8 protein-coding genes are annotated in these 17054 nt (G+C 44.0%); 2 read left to right on the top strand and 6 right to left on the bottom strand.

The features are described from left to right. Positions 1-83: 83 nt before the first annotated feature. The 4 genes from MHN30_RS02910 to MHN30_RS02895 all read right to left on the bottom strand — a co-directional run bounded on the left by MHN30_RS02910 (position 84) and on the right by MHN30_RS02895 (position 8451). Entirely contained in the window at positions 84-5579 is a 5496-nt protein-coding gene (locus tag MHN30_RS02910; protein ID WP_239358079.1) for a FimV/HubP family polar landmark protein, read from the bottom strand. Positions 5580-5868: 289 nt separating this feature from the next. Then, entirely contained in the window at positions 5869-6885 is a 1017-nt protein-coding gene (locus MHN30_RS02905) for an aspartate-semialdehyde dehydrogenase (protein ID WP_039496085.1), read from the bottom strand. 37 nt (positions 6886-6922) lie between these two features. Beyond that, on the bottom strand, positions 6923-8047 hold the full coding sequence (locus MHN30_RS02900) for a 4-phosphoerythronate dehydrogenase (protein WP_239358068.1): 1125 nt from the start codon (positions 8045-8047) through the stop codon (positions 6923-6925). 83 nt (positions 8048-8130) lie between these two features. Next, complete coding sequence (locus MHN30_RS02895) at positions 8131-8451, bottom strand: DUF6419 family natural product biosynthesis protein (protein WP_130164519.1); 321 nt, start codon at positions 8449-8451, stop codon at positions 8131-8133. Between the two features lie 532 nt (positions 8452-8983). Here MHN30_RS02895 and fadE point away from each other — a divergent pair. Further along, positions 8984-11437, top strand: a complete 2454-nt coding sequence (gene fadE, locus MHN30_RS02890) for an acyl-CoA dehydrogenase FadE (RefSeq protein ID WP_039496080.1) — start codon at positions 8984-8986, stop codon at positions 11435-11437. Positions 11438-11554: 117 nt separating this feature from the next. On the opposite strand, the gene MHN30_RS02885 is transcribed toward fadE, so the two are convergent. Next, positions 11555-13813 carry a DUF5916 domain-containing protein gene (locus tag MHN30_RS02885; protein WP_239358057.1) on the bottom strand — a complete coding sequence of 753 codons (2259 nt, stop codon included), beginning with the start codon at positions 13811-13813 and terminating at the stop codon, positions 11555-11557. 189 nt (positions 13814-14002) lie between these two features. On the opposite strand from MHN30_RS02885, the gene MHN30_RS02880 reads away from it, so the two are divergent. Beyond that, positions 14003-15970: a winged helix-turn-helix domain-containing protein gene (locus tag MHN30_RS02880; RefSeq protein ID WP_130164521.1), complete on the top strand. Its 1968-nt coding sequence runs from the start codon at positions 14003-14005 to the stop codon at positions 15968-15970. A 9-nt stretch (positions 15971-15979) separates the two neighbouring features. Here the strand turns inward: MHN30_RS02880 and MHN30_RS02875 are convergent, their stop codons facing one another. Then, the gene (locus MHN30_RS02875; protein WP_239358049.1) at positions 15980-17053 is read right to left on the bottom strand and encodes a DUF6136 family protein; all 1074 of its coding nucleotides are present in this window, start codon (positions 17051-17053) and stop codon (positions 15980-15982) included. Between the last annotated feature and the right edge of the window lies 1 nt (position 17054).

The raw sequence follows: 17054 nt of genomic DNA, 5'->3' as shown, positions 1-17054 counted from the left end.
AAAGCGCTTAAGCTAAGAAGTAGATGATGATACCGGCCAAACAAGGCAATTACTTTGTTCGGCCGGTATCGTTGATGTGAGTATTAAGACTCTGTAAGACTTGATTTAAGCGACTTAGCCTCAGCTTGCACCGAATCTGGGCCGTTCTCAATAACATCGTTGAGCGTTGATATAGCCGAGTCATAATCTTGAATTTCAATGTAAGCTTTTGCTAGATCTAATTTAGCGGCGAATCCTTCATCCTCTAAATCAACATCCGTGGTATTTTCACCCGCTAATAGCTCTTCAAAATCGCCAAGCCCAACGTCCATATTTGCGCCAACGTAAGGTTCAACATCGCTATCAAGATCGTCGCTTTGTTCAAGTAGGTCTTCAATTTCTAAGTAGTCTTCTGAACCTTCGGTGTCCGTAGGTAGCGCTTGGGCTTCCCCTGCGACCAATTCGTCTTGTAGCAAGCTATCGAAATCGACTTCAAAATCTTCTGCATTTCCGGCGTCAAAGTCACTGGGATCGTCCAGTTCGCTAAGTAGAGCATCGAAGTCTGCTTGGGTAAAGTCAGCCATAAATTCTTTTTCAATCTCGGCTTCATTGACCTCTGGTAATTCAGATTCAGTTTGTGGCTCAGAAAGTAGAGTTTCCAAGTCATCTTCATCGTTTAATTCTGGCAGAGCCTCTTCAATTTCAAGCTCAGGCTCGTCTTCAAGCAAAGTCTCTTCATCGAAATCAGCGTTTAGCTCTGGCAGCTCGTCTTCGATTTCCAGTTCAGGTTCAGACTCAAGCGTATCACTTTCTGCTGCTTCGACTGGTGCTTCAGGCTCATCAGCAAGCAAAGCCTCTTCATCAAAATCTGCATTTAATTCTGGCAGCTCGTCTTCGATTTCAAGCTCAGGTTCAGACTCAAGCGTATTACTTTCAGCTTCGTCGAGCGGCGCTTCAGGTTCGTCTTCAAGCAAAGTCTCTTCATCAAAATCTGCTGTTAACTCTGGCAGCTCGTCTTCGATTTCAAGCTCAGGTTCAGACTCAAGCGCATCACTTTCAGCTTCGTCGAGCGGTGCTTCAGGTTCGTCTTCAAGCAAAGTTTCTTCATCGAAATCTGCAGTTAATTCTGGCAGCTCGTCTTCGATTTCAAGCTCAGGTTCAGACTCAAGCGTGTCGCTTTCTGCGGCTTCGACTGGCGCTTCAGGTTCACCTTCAAGCAAAGTCTCTTCATCGAAATCTGCGTTTAATTCTGGCAGCTCGTCTTCGATCTCCAGTTCAGGTTCAGACTCAAGCATATCGCTTTCTGCTGCTTCGACTGGTGCTTCAGGCTCATCAGCAAGCAAAGTCTCTTCATCGAAATCTGCGTTTAACTCTGGCAGCTCGTCTTCGATTTCAAGCTCAGGTTCAGACTCAAGCGTGTCGCTTTCTGCGGCTTCGACTGGCGCTTCAGGTTCATCTTCAAGCAAAGTCTCTTCATCGAAATCTGCGTTTAGCTCTGGCAGCTCGTCTTCGATTTCCAGTTCAGGTTCAGACTCAAGCGTATCACCTTCCGCTGCTTCGATTGATACTTCAGGCTCGTCTTCAAGCAAAGTCTCTTCATCGAAATCTGCGTTTAACTCTGGCAGCTCGTCTTCGATTTCAAGCTCAGGTTCAGACTCAAGCGCATCACTTTCAGCTTCGTCGAGCGGTGCTTCAGGTTCGTCTTCAAGCAAAGTTTCTTCATCGAAATCTGCAGTTAACTCTGGCAGCTCATCTTCGATTTCCAGTTCAGGTTCAGACTCAAGCGCATCACTTTCAGCTTCGTCGAGTGGTGCTTCTGGTTCGTCTTCAAGCAAAGTCTCTTCGTCGAAATCTGCACTAAATTCAGGCAAATCATCTTCATCAAAGCCAGAGATTTCATCGTCGAGAGGATCGTCATCAAGCCCGTCCTCTATATCAAATTGAGCGTCATTGGATAATGCTTCTGATAATGCCTTTTCGGTTTCGCTTTGCGAGTCAGTAGTTTCAAGTTCTTCGCCGAGCTCCAGCTCAGGGTAACTCTCTAGCTCTGCGCTTGGTTGCAGATCTTCTTCGTCAAGAAACTCTTCTTCTGCCAGTAAATCCACTTCGTCATTAAGTGGATCATCTCCCAGCTCAATTTCAACTTCTTCATCCGAGAAGTCGTCTTCAAGTTCAGCATCCAACTCAAACTGTTCTTCGGCTTGAAGCTCCTGTAATAGCTCATCAACACTTTTTAAATCAGGATCTTCAAATTCGCTGTCTTCGTCAGCTTGAACATTTTCATCACTAAAATCTGCTTCATTGGCTAGATCGGACTGTAATGTATCTTCCACCGGTTCTTCAGATGATTCCGGAATAGCATCCTCTTCATCCAACATACCCGACAAGTGTCCTGACTCCGTTTGCTCAGACTCAGCTAAAGGCTGTTTAGACTCCAGTTCAGACTTGTCAGATTCTTCTTCCAGCTCTGGCAAAACATCTTCTGATGTTTCGTCAACTAATGTATCTAGTTCGTTATTTACCAGTTCATCAGATTCTTCTTCCAGCTCTGGCAAAACATCTTCTGGTGTTTCGTCTAGTAATGCATCGAGATCGTCATCGGCCAGTTCATCAGATTCTTCTTCCAGCTCTGGCAAAACATCTTCTGATGTTTCGTCAACTAATGTATCGAGTTCCTTATTTGCCAGTTCATCAGATTCTTCTTCCAGCTCCGGAAAATCATCTTCTGGTGTTTCATCAACTAATGCATCGAGATCGTCATCGGCCAGTTCATCAGATTCTTCTTCCAGCTCTGGCAAAACATCTTCTGATGTTTCGTCAACTAATGTATCGAGACCGTCATCGGTCAGTTCATCAGATTCTTCTTCCAGCTCTGGCAAAACATCTTCTGGTGTTTCGTCAACTAATGTATCGAGTTCGTTATTTGCCAGTTCATCAGATTCTTCTTCCAGCTCTGGCAAAACATCTTCTGGTGTTTCGTCAACTAATGTATCGAGTTCGTCATTTGCCAGTTCATCAGATTCTTCTTCCAGCTCTGGCAAAATATCTTCTGGCGTTTCGTCAACTAATGCATCGAGTTCGTCCTCGGCCAGTTCATCAGATTCTTCTTCCAGCTCTGGCAAAACATCTTCTGGTGTTTCGTCAACTAATACATCGAGTTCGTCCTCGGCCAGTTCATCAGATTCTTCTTCCAGCTCTGGCAAAACATCTTCTGGTGTTTCGTCAACTAATGCATCGAGATCGTCATTGGTCAGTTCATCAGATTCTTCTTCCAGCTCAGGTACTGTATCTTCCTGTGCTTCATCTAATAAAGCATCGATATCATCACCAGCTAGATCGTCGGACTCTTCTTCTAATTCCGGCAACGTATCTTCTTGCGCTTCATCTAATAGAGCATCGATATCATCACCAGCTAAATCATCGGACTCTTCTTCTAATTCCGGCAACGTATCTTCTTGCGCTTCATCCAATAAAGCATCGATATCGTCACCAGCTAGATCACTAGGCTCTTCTTCTAATTCCGGCAACGTATCTTCTTGCGATTCATCCAATAAAGCATCAGTAACGTCACCAGCAAGATCACTAGGCTCTTCTTCTAATTCCGGCAATGTATCTTCTTGCGCTTCATCCAATAAAGCATCGATATCATCACCAGCGAGCTCATCAGACTCTTCTTCTAATTCCGGCAACGTATCTTCCTGCGCTTCATCCAATAAAGCATCGATATCGTCACCAGCGAGCTCATCAGACTCTTCTTCTAATTCCGGCAACGTATCTTCCTGCGCTTCATCCAATAAAGCATCAATATCGTCACCAGCTAGATCGTCGGACTCTTCTTCTAATTCCGGCAACGTATCTTCCTGTGCTTCATCCAATAAAGCATCGATGTCGTCACCAGCGAGAGCATCTGACTCTTCTTCTAATTCCGGCAACGTATCTTCCTGCGCTTCATCCAATAAAGCATCGATATCATCACCGTCGAGCGTATCTGACTCTTCGTCAATTTCAGCTAACGCATCGTCTTGCACTTCATTTAACAGGGCATCAATATCATCACCCGCAAGCTCAGTGCTTGGTTCCTCAAAATCAGGCAATGCATCATCGTCAGCATCTTGAGAGGCATCAAGTAGCGCATCGATATCATCAGCATCGACTAAGCTCTCACTATCAAAATTACCGCTAAATTCGGGCTCTTCATCTAGCGCACCATCAAGAATTGAATCGATATCATCATCGTTTGCACCAGCATCCGCTTGCTCATCTGCGAGTTCCTCGCTCAGAGCGGCAAGGGCATCATCGCTAACATCAATTTCTTCATCTTGAGACTCATTGAACAAATCATCAAGATCGCTGTCACTTAAAATATCTTGGCCATCATCAAGATCAAGCGAAACTTCATCACCAGCCTCGTCAAAGCTCTGTTGCATAAAGTCTTCGTCATGATCATCATCAAACGAAATATCTTCGTTTAGTAAGCTATCCAATTCATCTTGGTCTAACGTATCACTTCCTTCATCGAAGTCGTCATCAAGTGAGTCAAAGGTAATCTCATCGTCTTCAGGTAAGATATCGTCATCTAACTGTACGCTTGCGCCCAGTGCGTCTTCATCGTCGCCCATTCCGATATCAAGTGGGTCTGGCTCAGGGTCAAATGCAGTCGCAGCGGTTGCAGCTCCCGCCGCCGCAGTGCCTGCAGCCACCGATGGTGTTTGCGGAAGAAAATCGTCGTCATCTGTCGACGTTTGAGATTGGTTTCTTCGGCGTAGGTACATTACTAATCCAGCAATTGCCAGTAGCGCTGGTAATGTGGCAAGTAATGCAATGCCAGCTGGTGAGCTAAAGAATGTGCTTAACTCGCTACTTTCTTGCGCTTTTGCCTGAGCTGCCTGCTGGTCAATCATTTCATTTTGTAAGTCAATAACAGCCTTAAGCTGTTGCTGGATTTCGCTGTCTTTACCAAGTTGGGTACGAACCGTTTGAAGTTCAGTAGAAATAGCGCCGAGCTGCTGTTTTAATTTATTGTTTTCGGATAGGATTTCTTCAACATTACGCACCGAGGATTTGAACTCTTTTTGTAAGTCCATCAGGCGCATGTCCTGTTCCATCTTTAAAGAACGCAGTTGATTAGTTAGGTCTTCTTTAGCTTCTTCTACATCGACTTTACGAGCTTGTGTAACCTTTTTTTCAGCTTCGTTTATTGCATTTGGATTCAATAATCCCTTACGCTTCATTTCCCAAAGTTTGTCATCTTGATCTGACTTCTGCTTTGCCAACTCAGGGTTTACACTGCGAATTTCATTGATGGTAGGAATACGTAAATACGCCCCATCCTGCATATGGTTGAGGTTTTTATCTAGAAATGAATTAGGATTTTTATCGTAAAGCGCCTTCATCACCTGATAAATGGTGACCGAGTCATCTGGTCGCACTTTTTGTGCTATACGCCACAATGTATCCGTGGGTCTGATAGGCCCTATTGACCGACCTTGAGCCCCATAATCAACCCCTTTAGGGCCTTTTAGCACTACCCCCTCTTGGGTATATACTGGTGTGGCAATCAGTGCGAATACAAAGATACTAAATAAGGCTAAACCGCGCATGCCGATCCTTTACTCAAATGTTTAACACCCGTTAAACGACATTTTATTATTATGGCTTTGAAGCAAGCTCTATTCCAAATGCAAACTATAAACCAGATATGTTGGAATATCCATTGCAACGTATTGAAAGTTAACATGGTTATAATGCTTTTTACTGATTCTGGAATAGTTGATATAGGTGAAGAATAGTCAAGTATTTGACCTAACGGCAAACTTCTTGGCAGAAGTTTGCCGTTATAACGCAGAATAGTAAGCAAAATTTTGCTTACTTTGCGATATCAAAGGGTGCTTATAGATAGCTTTCTATAAGGGCTTCTGCAATTTGAATGCTATTTGTTGCTGCACCTTTTCTGGTGTTGTCTGATACCACCCATAAGTTTAAGCCCAATGGATGTGAAATATCTTGCCTTACACGGCCTACATAAACGGTATCGTTACCACTTGCATCACTTACCGGTGTTGGGTAATCGTTTTCGTCTTCAATTAGCTCAACACCCGGCGCATCAGCAAGTAACTGCTTAACATGTTCAAGATCATAAGGCATGCGCGTTTCAAGATGAATGGCTTCAGCATGACCGAAAAACACGGGAACTCGAACCGCAGTCGGGTTAACCAAAACACTCGAATCGCCCAAGATTTTTTGCGTTTCCCACACCATCTTCATTTCTTCTTTGGTGTAACCATTTTCTTGGAACGCATCAATTTGAGGAATGACGTTAAAAGCGATTTGTTTGCTAAACACTTCGTTTTCCATCGGTCTTGCATTCATTAAGTTTGCAGTTTGCTTAGCCAACTCGTCTACCGCTTCTTTACCTGCGCCAGATACCGCTTGGTATGTTGAAACATTAATTCTGTCAATGCCATAGGCATCATAAATTGGTTTAAGCGCCACTAGCATTTGGATTGTAGAGCAGTTTGGGTTAGCAATGATGTTACGATTTCTAAAATCTGCAAGGCTGTCTTTATTCACCTCAGGAACGACTAATGGAATATCAAAGTCGTATCTAAAATGTGAGGTGTTATCTATCACAATGCAGCCAGCTTCAGCGGCGATTGGTGCATATTTCTCCGACACGGAACCACCCGCTGAAAACAAACCGATATGGGCATTAGAAAAATCAAACTCTTCAACATCCAGAACTTCGATTTTTTCACCCATAAAATCAATCTCTTCACCCGCGCTTCGGCTACTCGCGAGTGGGTACAATGTGTCTACAGGAAATTTTCGTTCCGCTAGTAATTCGATAATTTGCTTGCCAACAAGACCTGTTGCGCCAAGTACCGCAACATTATATTTTTGCGACATTATTTTTCCTCATTCTGTAATATACCAACCATAGCACTTAACTCTTGTGCTCAGAAAAGCCAAGTTGGTAAAGCTTTTCACTGATTGGTGAGTCATTATTGACTGCAATTGTACTAAATTCTCGACGCACGGGATATGCTTTACGCAAGGTATCAAAGCCCAATGTGTTTAGCTGTTTTCTCATGATGCCATCATCACGACGAATGTCATAAACAAGATGCGCTAAATTGACAATATCTTGCTCATTGGCAGTGCTTTGCAACTGACAGCCAGTGACACTTGGTTTAGGGAGAAAATCACTAATCGTTTTGCTGGCTGGTATATCGAATTCTCGGCATACGGCTTCGTATAACATTTGCGTGCCTCGCGCCTTACCCTCTAGCGTATGGCCGGCAATATGCACAGATGCAAAGCGAGTATATTGCAATAATGGCTGCAAAATATTCGGCTCATTTTCCCAAACGTCTAAGATCAGCTCAAGCGTTTGCCCACCCTCTACCGCATGCAAAAGTGCTTGATTATCGATAACATCTCCACGGCTTGCATTGATTATCACCGTGCCCGGCTTTAATGCCGCTATCCGCGATGCATCAAGTAAATGAACCGTTTTATGCGGGCCCTGCTTAACTAATGGAACGTGAAATGTCACGATATCCGCGCGAGCCAAGGCTTCATCTAAAGCTACATGTGAATCCAATGTCCCTGCTTGCTGCCTGACTGGGTCACACAATAATATCGTAAGACCAAGCCCTTTAAGCTTTGATGCTAAACACGCGCCAATATTACCAACACCAATGATGGCAATCGTTTTATCTTTAAGTGCCGTGGAGGTTTCTTGTGCGTATGCAAGTAGAGCGCTTATCACGTATTCGGCAACAGCTATCGCATTACAGCCTGGTGCGCTGCTGAACGAGATATTGGCGCTGGCCAACAATGAGCTATCAATATGATCAATCCCTATTGTCGCAGTCCCCACAAACTTCAGTCTATCGGCTTGTGCTAACAGGGCCTCATTGACCTTAGTGACTGAGCGAGTCAATAGAATATCGACGTTTTTCAGCTCGTCAGGTTGAAGGTTACGGCCATCAAATCGTGTTACCTCACCAATTTCGCAGAAGAATGACTCAACTAAGGGCATATTTTGATCGGCTAATATTCGCATGCGGGTTTCCTGTCACCTATTGTCTCGAGTACTCAAGCGATAACACATCGCCTGAGTCGAGTTTAACATGGCAAGGTAGGCGACTAATAATAAAACCTTTTATTTTGTGTCACCGCTTTATTGCAACCAAGCGCTATTGCAAAAAACATCACACAGCATACAAAAACGACCGCTCCCTTGAGGCTTAACCAGCCACCTGAATCAAGCAAAGGACAAAACGTCATGGCCAACACGTTAATACAACACAATAATAAAGCCCAACGGGTATAAGCTCGGTAGCCAAGTAATGCGGCAAACAAACTGCTAAAAACATTAAAAATTACCGCTTCAGGAAAGAGATGAAAGGCCGACAACATAGCCGCAAAGGCCAAAATAGTGACTAGATAAAAAATACTCTGCTGCATCTTGTTTCTCCTTAACATGGACAGCAATATCAACCGCTACACTAGGTTGTGGCGGTAAATCCTAACTCACATAGCTACCAAGAAAATGGACTGCATTTGCTACTCCTTAGCAATTCTTAAAGCACCATTTTATCGCTATGCTTAACCCAATTGTAGAAACATTAACGTGTATTTCAATGCAAATCAGACATGAAGTTTTGGCAATTATAATGCACATATTAGGCACTTCGCTGAAAGAAAATTCATGTGCAGTTTCGCCACATTGCACTATGTTCATTACACTTAAATATCGTTCAGTAATTAATAACGTTGAAAATCCTCTTAGGTTGTAGATGGGGTTTAGTCAAAGTAACCTTCAAATTAACAACAAGAGAGGCATGAGTCATTTAACACTCAGATTAAGTACAAACGTAAATAATATGTCACAACAAGGCATCAACTAATTCGCATAGAGGGTATGAAGACGCTTGAAATATCAGCGTTAACCAGCTAGTCTAACTGGGTGGTCAGACCTCTTATAAGGAAGAACAACATGACACTTATATTTGTTCTCGCGTTGTTAGCCTTGCTCAGTGCAGCAAGCTATCATCGCGCAAGCTGGAATACCGCTCTAGGTATTGCAGCAGTTACAATGCTAGTTGGCACCTTTGCTGGTGCGTTTGGCATTATCTCTTGGTTAATTTTCTTAGCGATTGTTATTCCGCTTTCAGTAACGAACCTGCGTCAGCAGTACATCGTGGCTCCAGCATTTAAAGCGTTCAAAAAAGTTACGCCGACAATGTCAGAAACCGAAAAGTCAGCGATTGATGCAGGTACGACTTGGTGGGAAGCCGATCTATTTTGTGGTAACCCAAACTGGGATAAACTTCATCAGTTTCCAAAGCCACGCTTGAGCGTTGAAGAGCAAGCGTTTTTGGATGGCCCAGTGGAAGAAGTGTGTGCCATGCTTAACGATTGGGAAGCAACACACGAGCTGACTGACTTACCGCAAGACGTGTGGCAATACTTAAAAGACAACAAGTTCTTTGCGATGATCATCAAAAAGCAATACGGTGGTCTTGAGTTTTCAGCTTACGCGCAATCTTGTGTACTACAAAAGCTTACCAGTAAATCAACTTTACTTTCGTCTATCGTGGGCGTACCTAACTCGTTAGGCCCAGGTGAACTACTTCAGCACTACGGTACTGACGAGCAAAAAGAACACTACTTACCTCGTCTAGCAGTGGGTGATGAAATCCCTTGTTTTGCATTAACGTCACCAGAAGCGGGCTCTGATGCTTCATCTATCCCTGACTTTGGTGTGGTATGTAAAGGTGAATGGGAAGGTGAAGAAGTATTAGGTATTAGCCTAACGTGGAACAAACGTTATATTACTTTAGCACCTGTTGCGACTGTACTTGGTCTGGCGTTTAAGATGCGCGACCCGGATGGTCTATTAGGTGATAAAGAAGAGCTAGGTATTACTTGTGCGCTTATTCCTACAAACACGCCTGGCGTAAAAATTGGCCGCCGTCATTTCCCACTGAATGTGCCATTCCAAAATGGTCCTACCCAAGGCGAAAACGTGTTTGTACCACTCGACTTCATTATCGGTGGCGCAAAAATGGCAGGACAAGGCTGGCGCATGCTGGTTGAGTGTTTGTCGGTTGGTCGTGTTATTACGCTACCTTCAAACTCTGCCGGTGGTATTAAATCTCTTGCAGTTGCAAGTGGCGCATACAGTCGCATTCGTCGCCAGTTCAAACTTCCTATCGGTAAGATGGAAGGGATTGAAGAGGCACTAGCGAAACTTGGTGGCTATGCGTATAGCTCTGATGCTGCGGTGACTATGTCAACTGGCGCAGTAGATTTAGGTGAAAAACCTTCGGTTGTTTCTGCCATTTTGAAGTACCACTTAACCGAACAAATGCGTGCTTCAACCATCCATGCCATGGATATTCATGGTGGTAAAGGGATTTGTCTAGGACCAAATAACTACGTTGGCCGTGGTTACCAAGGTGCACCAATTGCAATTACGGTAGAAGGTGCAAACATCCTAACCCGTAACATGATCATCTATGGTCAAGGCGCTATTCGTTGCCATCCTTTTGTACTGGCTGAACTTGAGGCTTGTTCTATCAAAGATAAACAAGAAGCGCTTGATAGTTTCGATAAATCCTTGATGGGTCACATCGGTTTCACTATGTCGAACTTGGTAAGAACTAAGTGGTTAGCGCTAACCGGTGCACGTTTCACCAAAGTACCATTTAACGATGAAACTGCGGTTTATTATCGTAATGCTGCTCGTTACAGTGCATCATTGGCATTAATGTCTGATATTTGTATGGCTGTATTTGGTGGCTCACTTAAGCGTAAAGAGCGTATTTCTGCACGTTTGGGCGACTTATTAAGCTACCTTTATTTGGTTTCTGCAACGCTTAAGCGCTATAACGATGAAGGTCGTCGTAAAGAAGACTTACCGTTTGTGCAATGGTCTTGTCAGGAGCACCTGTACCTTTGTCAACGTGCCCTTGCTGACTTAATCAACAACATGCCTTCTGCTGCATTACGTGGCCTGTTGAAAGTGGTACTGTTCCCATTTGGTCGTCCGGTTCGTAAACCAACCGACAAAATGGAGCACAAGCTTGCTCAGCTACTTCAAGTACCTAGCGAAACGCGTGATCGCCTTGCAACACACATCTACTTAAAAGATGAGCCACTGTGCTTGCTTGGTAAGCAAGAGCAAACGCTAAAAGACATTCTTGCCGTAGAGCCGTTATTTGAAAAGGTATGCCGTGGTACTGGTAAAAAGTTACCGTTTATGCAACTTGATAAAGTAGCAGCAATGGGGCTTGAAGCAGGTGTACTGAGCGAAGACGAAGCAGCAAAATTGACTGCCGTTGAAGCAAAACGTCTTGCCGTTATCAACGTTGATGACTTTGACCCTGAAGAGTTACTTGCCGGTAAAGCAAGAACTAAGGAATCAAGTAAAGCAGACGCAGCATAACTATTTTTGTTTAGGTAGTGTTCATACTACCCTAGCAATTAGCGTGGATATAAAGGTCAGAATTTTCTGACCTTTTTTCTTGGCAGATTAGAGCCGGGGAAACACAGCTCTAGTGATTTAAAATAAATATCGCACTTTAAACGTCACTAAGTCTTGCACTGGTTGTTGCCATAAATCGGCGACACTACCAAACCAATCTCTGCGCCCGACCTGCGACTTTTCAAGTGTCGAAAAGTTTGCACCTCCTCGTTGATACACTAAAAAAATATCTGAATATGCACCCATGCGATAACGCAGTTTTATCTGGCTTGCTAAGCGCCTGTCGTCAAAACTGGTGTCACCATGAATTTCGCGAAGCTCTCCGTTGGTAATTTGATAAATCGTCTTACTTTGCGCTTCAAGTATCGTCCACTGTAGCGAACCACTGAGTTCAAGGTTGTCAGTGATCCGACCGTTAAATTCCAATTTATTGGAAAACTCATCTCTGTCGTATTCACTCAAGCGATTTTGCCCGTTCGCCATCAGCCAGCCATCGCCGCTTCTAAAGAAATTACTCAACTTAAGGTTCCAGTTGTAGTGTGGCATCCAAGTCAAATCCACGGCGTATTGCTGTGCTGAGCCTGATATTCCTTCTTGGTCAAGCTCAATACTCGCAGCCCAAGAAAGATCCCCCACATAAGGGCTTTGATAAAAGACCCGAGACTCTACACGGCTGGGCATCTCAAACACCTCAGTGCCTCGCCCTAAGTTGTCTTGTTTACCGCTAGTGTAATAATCTAGCCCGAGGTTGAGCTGACCACCATTTGCCAACAAAAACTGCGCTAAATATGCTTGTCTGGCCGCTAAACCAGTTCCTGCATTATTTTGCTCATGCCTCAGTGTGAGTGACTGCTTTAATCTGGTAAACCAGCTGTCTCTTGGGTGCATCGAGTATTCACCATAAAGCTCGCTCACCTGCCAGTCATTGCGTATCATATAGCCGAGATCACGGTTATCAAATTCGTCATCCACAGCAAAATAGCGCGCAGCGAACTTCGTCTGTAAAGAAAGTTGATACTCCGCGTCTAGCGATACACCTTGACCTGTAACACTTTGCTTTTGTGTTTCTACCTCAGTTTGTAATAGCGCGCCTTTGAAAGACCAAGTATCACTACGATACTGTCCATCAAGGGCATAACTCATGGCATCGCTCTCAAGAAACGGTCGGTCTGTTTTGGTCGCAAGTACACCGGCCTGCCAATCTTGCGTGCGATAATTAGCTCTTGCTGCAAAAAACTGCTTACCAATATCGTCCGAAAAGTCCGACTCAGACACAGCAAAAGTACCAAATTGTACCGACTTTCCTTTATGTACAAATCGTAGCGCCGCATCTATGGGGGTGATTGCGCGTGTACCATTATCACTTGATGCCCCTATACGACGAGTATGAATAAGCTTAGTGCTTTCAAGTGCAGCAACTTCAAAAAGGCTGATATCTTGGGTGAAAAATGGACGTTTATCGGTGCGAAGCGTTTCTACGGCTGAATAATTCACGTCAACATCATCGATATCCACCTGACCAAAGTCAGGATTCACGGCAAGACTCACCTTCTGATGATGAGAAGGCTTGTAAAACAAATCAAAGCCAAGATCGGACTGGTGCTGACGCTCGGAAGGTGAAGTGCTTAGAGGTGCAAATTGAGTCTGATGCGCGAAGTAAGGCACAAATGCCAATTGAGAATGTGCGGGGATCTGTGCTGCGATCTTTGGCATAGTCAGGAAGAAATCGCTATTTGCTGTTGTATCCTCATGGTTTGCATAGATAAAATTACTTTTAAGTTCATACAACTGTACCGAAACCCCAATCTTTGTAAGCCCCTGCTCATCTCCTGGCTGAAACGACACGGTATGCCAAGGGATCAATAATTCCGTGGTCCAATACGTATCGTCAATATGATTGGCATAGTGCCAGTCCCCATCCCAATCGTAATCCACGTTTAAGCTTGGGGTTACAACACCATCTTGCGAGCCGCCACCTAATGTCACCGAAAATTGATATGCACTACTACCGTCGCCTGAAAAGTCCACAACGACCCGATTGAAGTCAGCTTGCATAAAGCGGTCATGAATATTGAATTGTCGCTTGCGCTCGGCTTTATTCTGGAAATTTTTAATACCAATATAAACGCCGTCGGCGGTTGCAAAGGCTTTTGCGGTAATTTTGTCATTGGCAGATGCCAAAGTTACAGGCACAACCTGAACAAATTGTTCAAAGTGCGTAGCAGAACCCCACTGCGCTTCATTCAACTTACCATCAACCACGATAGGCTCCGCAAGTACAGCGCCTGCCATCATGGGATAACTTAAACCGAGCCAAAATTTATTGCTTTTATTCATACATACTTTCCTCAGAGTTATGCCTGCTATTGCAACAAACTTTGCCGTAAAAAGTTCTTAACTTTTTCTGAAGAAAGCTGACTTAACCTTTATAAACATTGACTTAATCTTAAGAAACGCTAACGTTATGGGAACAATTGGTTTTGATTATTGAAATTGGTACTCAGCGTGCAGGCACAGGAAGTAGAGATGGTTTGTTTTGGACATTGGCAGTTTGATCTCCAGCAAGATTGCCTAACACATAGGCAAAGCCAAGAAACCGTAAAACTTGAACCACAAATGGCAAGGTTACTCGCGCTTTTTATTGAGCATCATAACGAAGTGCTAGAGAAATATTGGCTTACCGAGCAGCTGTGGCAACACGCGGTTGTCGAACCCAATAGCCTTTATCAACTTCTGACTAAACTGCGAAAAGTGCTCGGGGATGACCCTAAAAACCCGATTTACATCAAAACCATCCCAAAGCGGGGCTATCGCTTTATCGCGCTACTAGAAAGACATGAAATAGCGCCTCGTCATACAACAAAACCAGTCAAAGTAATCACCAAGCCCCGTATTTTTTCACTCAGTGCCGTCGCAATGGCAGTTTTATGCTTTGGTGCAATCGCCTTTTTTAATCAAACACCAACAGAAAAGACACCATCACGCTACGAAACCTCGAGCCTCAGTCATGAGCTTGGCCTTGAATTTGACGTTGATGCTCACCAGAGCAAAGATTTCATCGCCTATGTAAAAGATTTTACCCATCTTATTATTGCCAACAAACAAGGCTTTCAATTAAATGAACACCGCTTTGATTCGCGGATCAGTTTTCCAAGTTGGAGTCCCGACTCAGACAAACTGGCTTTTTGGCAATATCAAGGTAGTGGCTGCCAACTTCATGTTATGACTGCCGCAGGGCAATTTTTTCATAGCTCGCAAATTCTTCCTTGCCAAGTTGGTACTAAACCCGTTTGGAAAAGTGACAAAGAGCTTATCTTAACGTTCGGCCAATATAATGCCAAAGCAGCACACCTTTACCGACTTGAGTCCCATCAAATGGTTAAGCTGCCACTTGCTTTGGCAGCCAATGAACAGTTAAAAATGGCCCTTCGAGCGTGGCAAGACAAAACCTTTTATTTGGTTCAAGATAAACAAGGGTTAGCAAGGCTACAAGCGCTTGATGGCACGGTACATCTGAAGTGGTCAGCCCCAGTCACTTCCGTTGCGTTTGATGTTTATCATCAAGCCGTTATTGCGAGTCAATATGGCAGCCTATCGCGACACTTTAGAGACGGTGACAGTCAAGCCATCAAAGAAACGGAAATTGGCTTATACACGAGCTTCTCAAGCGATAATCGCGGTGATATATTCGCGGCATTGGAGAGTTTTCAAGTTAATATCAAAGACCGAGACGATCTCCCCTTATTTTCAAGCTCAAGCATCGATTATTTACCACTAACCAACAGCTTGGGGGAAACGGCATTTATGTCGAGGCGCAGCGGCGTATGCGAGGTGTATCTATATCGCGATGATAAAATCAGTCAGCTTTCCTTTTATCAGGGGCATGAGTACGTTGGTTTTTTAGTATGGAGTCCAGAGCTGAGCTATTTGGCCTCAAACCGTGATAACGATTTAGTGATATACGACCGAAAACGCCCACTCACCCAGTTCAAGTCACAGCTGAGTCTGCCCGTCAAAAGTATGGGCTGGATAGATGAGCAAACACTATGGGCTTACGACGGCGAAACATTAAACCAATACAGCTTGTCTGGGGCGCTTATCAGCAGCCATGACAGTACAGCTGACTTTGTCTTTTATCACCCCGAAAGACAAACTTGGTTTGTGCTACAACAAAACCTATTGCTGGAGTACGAGACGCTCTTCGAAAGCGACTCAGAAGCGTTAAATAAATATGCGCTAAGTCAAAAGCAAACCAATCAATTTAGTAACTTAAGAATTCGCGGCAACGACATCTATTGGCAATCCGCTTGGTCAAAAGAGGACTACATTTGGCAACTCACCTTGATGCCAGCGCAAAACCCTACGCTTAAAAAAGTCGGCCACTTGATTTGGCATTACGATATCGACGCGCTTGGGGATTTACTCATAGCAAAAATGGAAAGTGTAGAAGGCGATATCAAGAAACTGACTCGCCTGCCTGAAGCTGCTAACTAGCGATTATCGTTACAAAAGCACATACGCGGTATAGCTCAGCACTAAGGTGCTGAGCCAAGTCATAGCTAAATGCTGTGGACTTTTTAATGCACTTAACACTAAAAGTGGTAGAAAGACATAGGGTAATATACTCACTACACTCAGTCCTAATAACATATAGACAGGCACTGAAAAACAGACGGCAGCCGTCAGCACAATAATCCAGATACTCTGCTTTGCCGGTTGCAGCTTATCTATACTCAACCAATATGCAGTGCGGTCGTAGACTTCAGGTTTGAGATCAATGGCAAGGCTCGACCACCATAATAGATTTAACGTCACCAGACCTGGAACGTAATTTGCCATCAGATCGGGGCGCTCTGCGCTTAAGATCGCGCCAAACCATAGCACCAACACACTCATCACAATGCGCCAAAGCAACACAAAATAGTGGTTGTAAGCAAAGCTCAGCCAAAATGTCGTCAACCCTTTAACCATTACCGATAGCGTCACTTTACGCGGTAGTAAAACTGCACAACCAAGCACTATTAGGTTTACAGCAACCAAATACCAAGTAATTTCGACAACAGCAAAACTGATAATAGCTGTTATCAATAACCCAATACTGGTCCCCAAGGGTCGATAAATGAAACAAAGGGCAATGAAGAATTGCGTCACCGCAAAAAACAGTAAGTGCCACGCTTGCGTGATTTTCTCAATTCCAATCGAGTAGCAGAGAATTAGCGTCATCAATAATAAAGGATGAACAACCAGTACGGACAACCCATCCGCCACTTTTTGATGGATGGCACGATGGAGGATCGTGTGGTGGTAACTTCGGTGCGCTTTGTCCAAAACCGCATCTCGAAACACAAATAGAATAAAGCTTTGCGCCGCAAGTAATCCCCATGCAATTTGTACCTGTGCAATGGGATTATCACTTTCTACAATTTTACCTATACCCATAAATAGTATTGCGATAAAACCTAGCAGATAAACTTGAAACAAGGCAGCTATCATCAAGCCAAATTGCTGAAGTTGCTGGCCTATGGCTTGCAGCGATAGGGAAAGTGATGCCTTTCTGTAACGATAGTAATAAAGCATA

Source organism: Pseudoalteromonas sp. OF7H-1 (genome assembly GCF_022347825.1).
GTDB classification, from domain to species: Bacteria; Pseudomonadota; Gammaproteobacteria; order Enterobacterales; family Alteromonadaceae; genus Pseudoalteromonas; species Pseudoalteromonas maricaloris.
Note: the sequence above shows the minus strand (reverse complement) of the source record. Positions and strands in the feature narration are given on the sequence as shown.

Coding starts and splice junctions, on each gene's coding strand:
- MHN30_RS02910 (WP_239358079.1), bottom strand. CDS start 5,579: ATGCGCGGTTTAGCCTTATTTAGTATCTTTGTATTCGCACTGATTGCC.
- MHN30_RS02905 (WP_039496085.1), bottom strand. CDS start 6,885: ATGTCGCAAAAATATAATGTTGCGGTACTTGGCGCAACAGGTCTTGTT.
- MHN30_RS02900 (WP_239358068.1), bottom strand. CDS start 8,047: ATGCGAATATTAGCCGATCAAAATATGCCCTTAGTTGAGTCATTCTTC.
- MHN30_RS02895 (WP_130164519.1), bottom strand. CDS start 8,451: ATGCAGCAGAGTATTTTTTATCTAGTCACTATTTTGGCCTTTGCGGCT.
- fadE (WP_039496080.1), top strand. CDS start 8,984: ATGACACTTATATTTGTTCTCGCGTTGTTAGCCTTGCTCAGTGCAGCA.
- MHN30_RS02885 (WP_239358057.1), bottom strand. CDS start 13,813: ATGAATAAAAGCAATAAATTTTGGCTCGGTTTAAGTTATCCCATGATG.
- MHN30_RS02880 (WP_130164521.1), top strand. CDS start 14,003: ATGGTTTGTTTTGGACATTGGCAGTTTGATCTCCAGCAAGATTGCCTA.
- MHN30_RS02875 (WP_239358049.1), bottom strand. CDS start 17,053: ATGCTTTATTACTATCGTTACAGAAAGGCATCACTTTCCCTATCGCTG.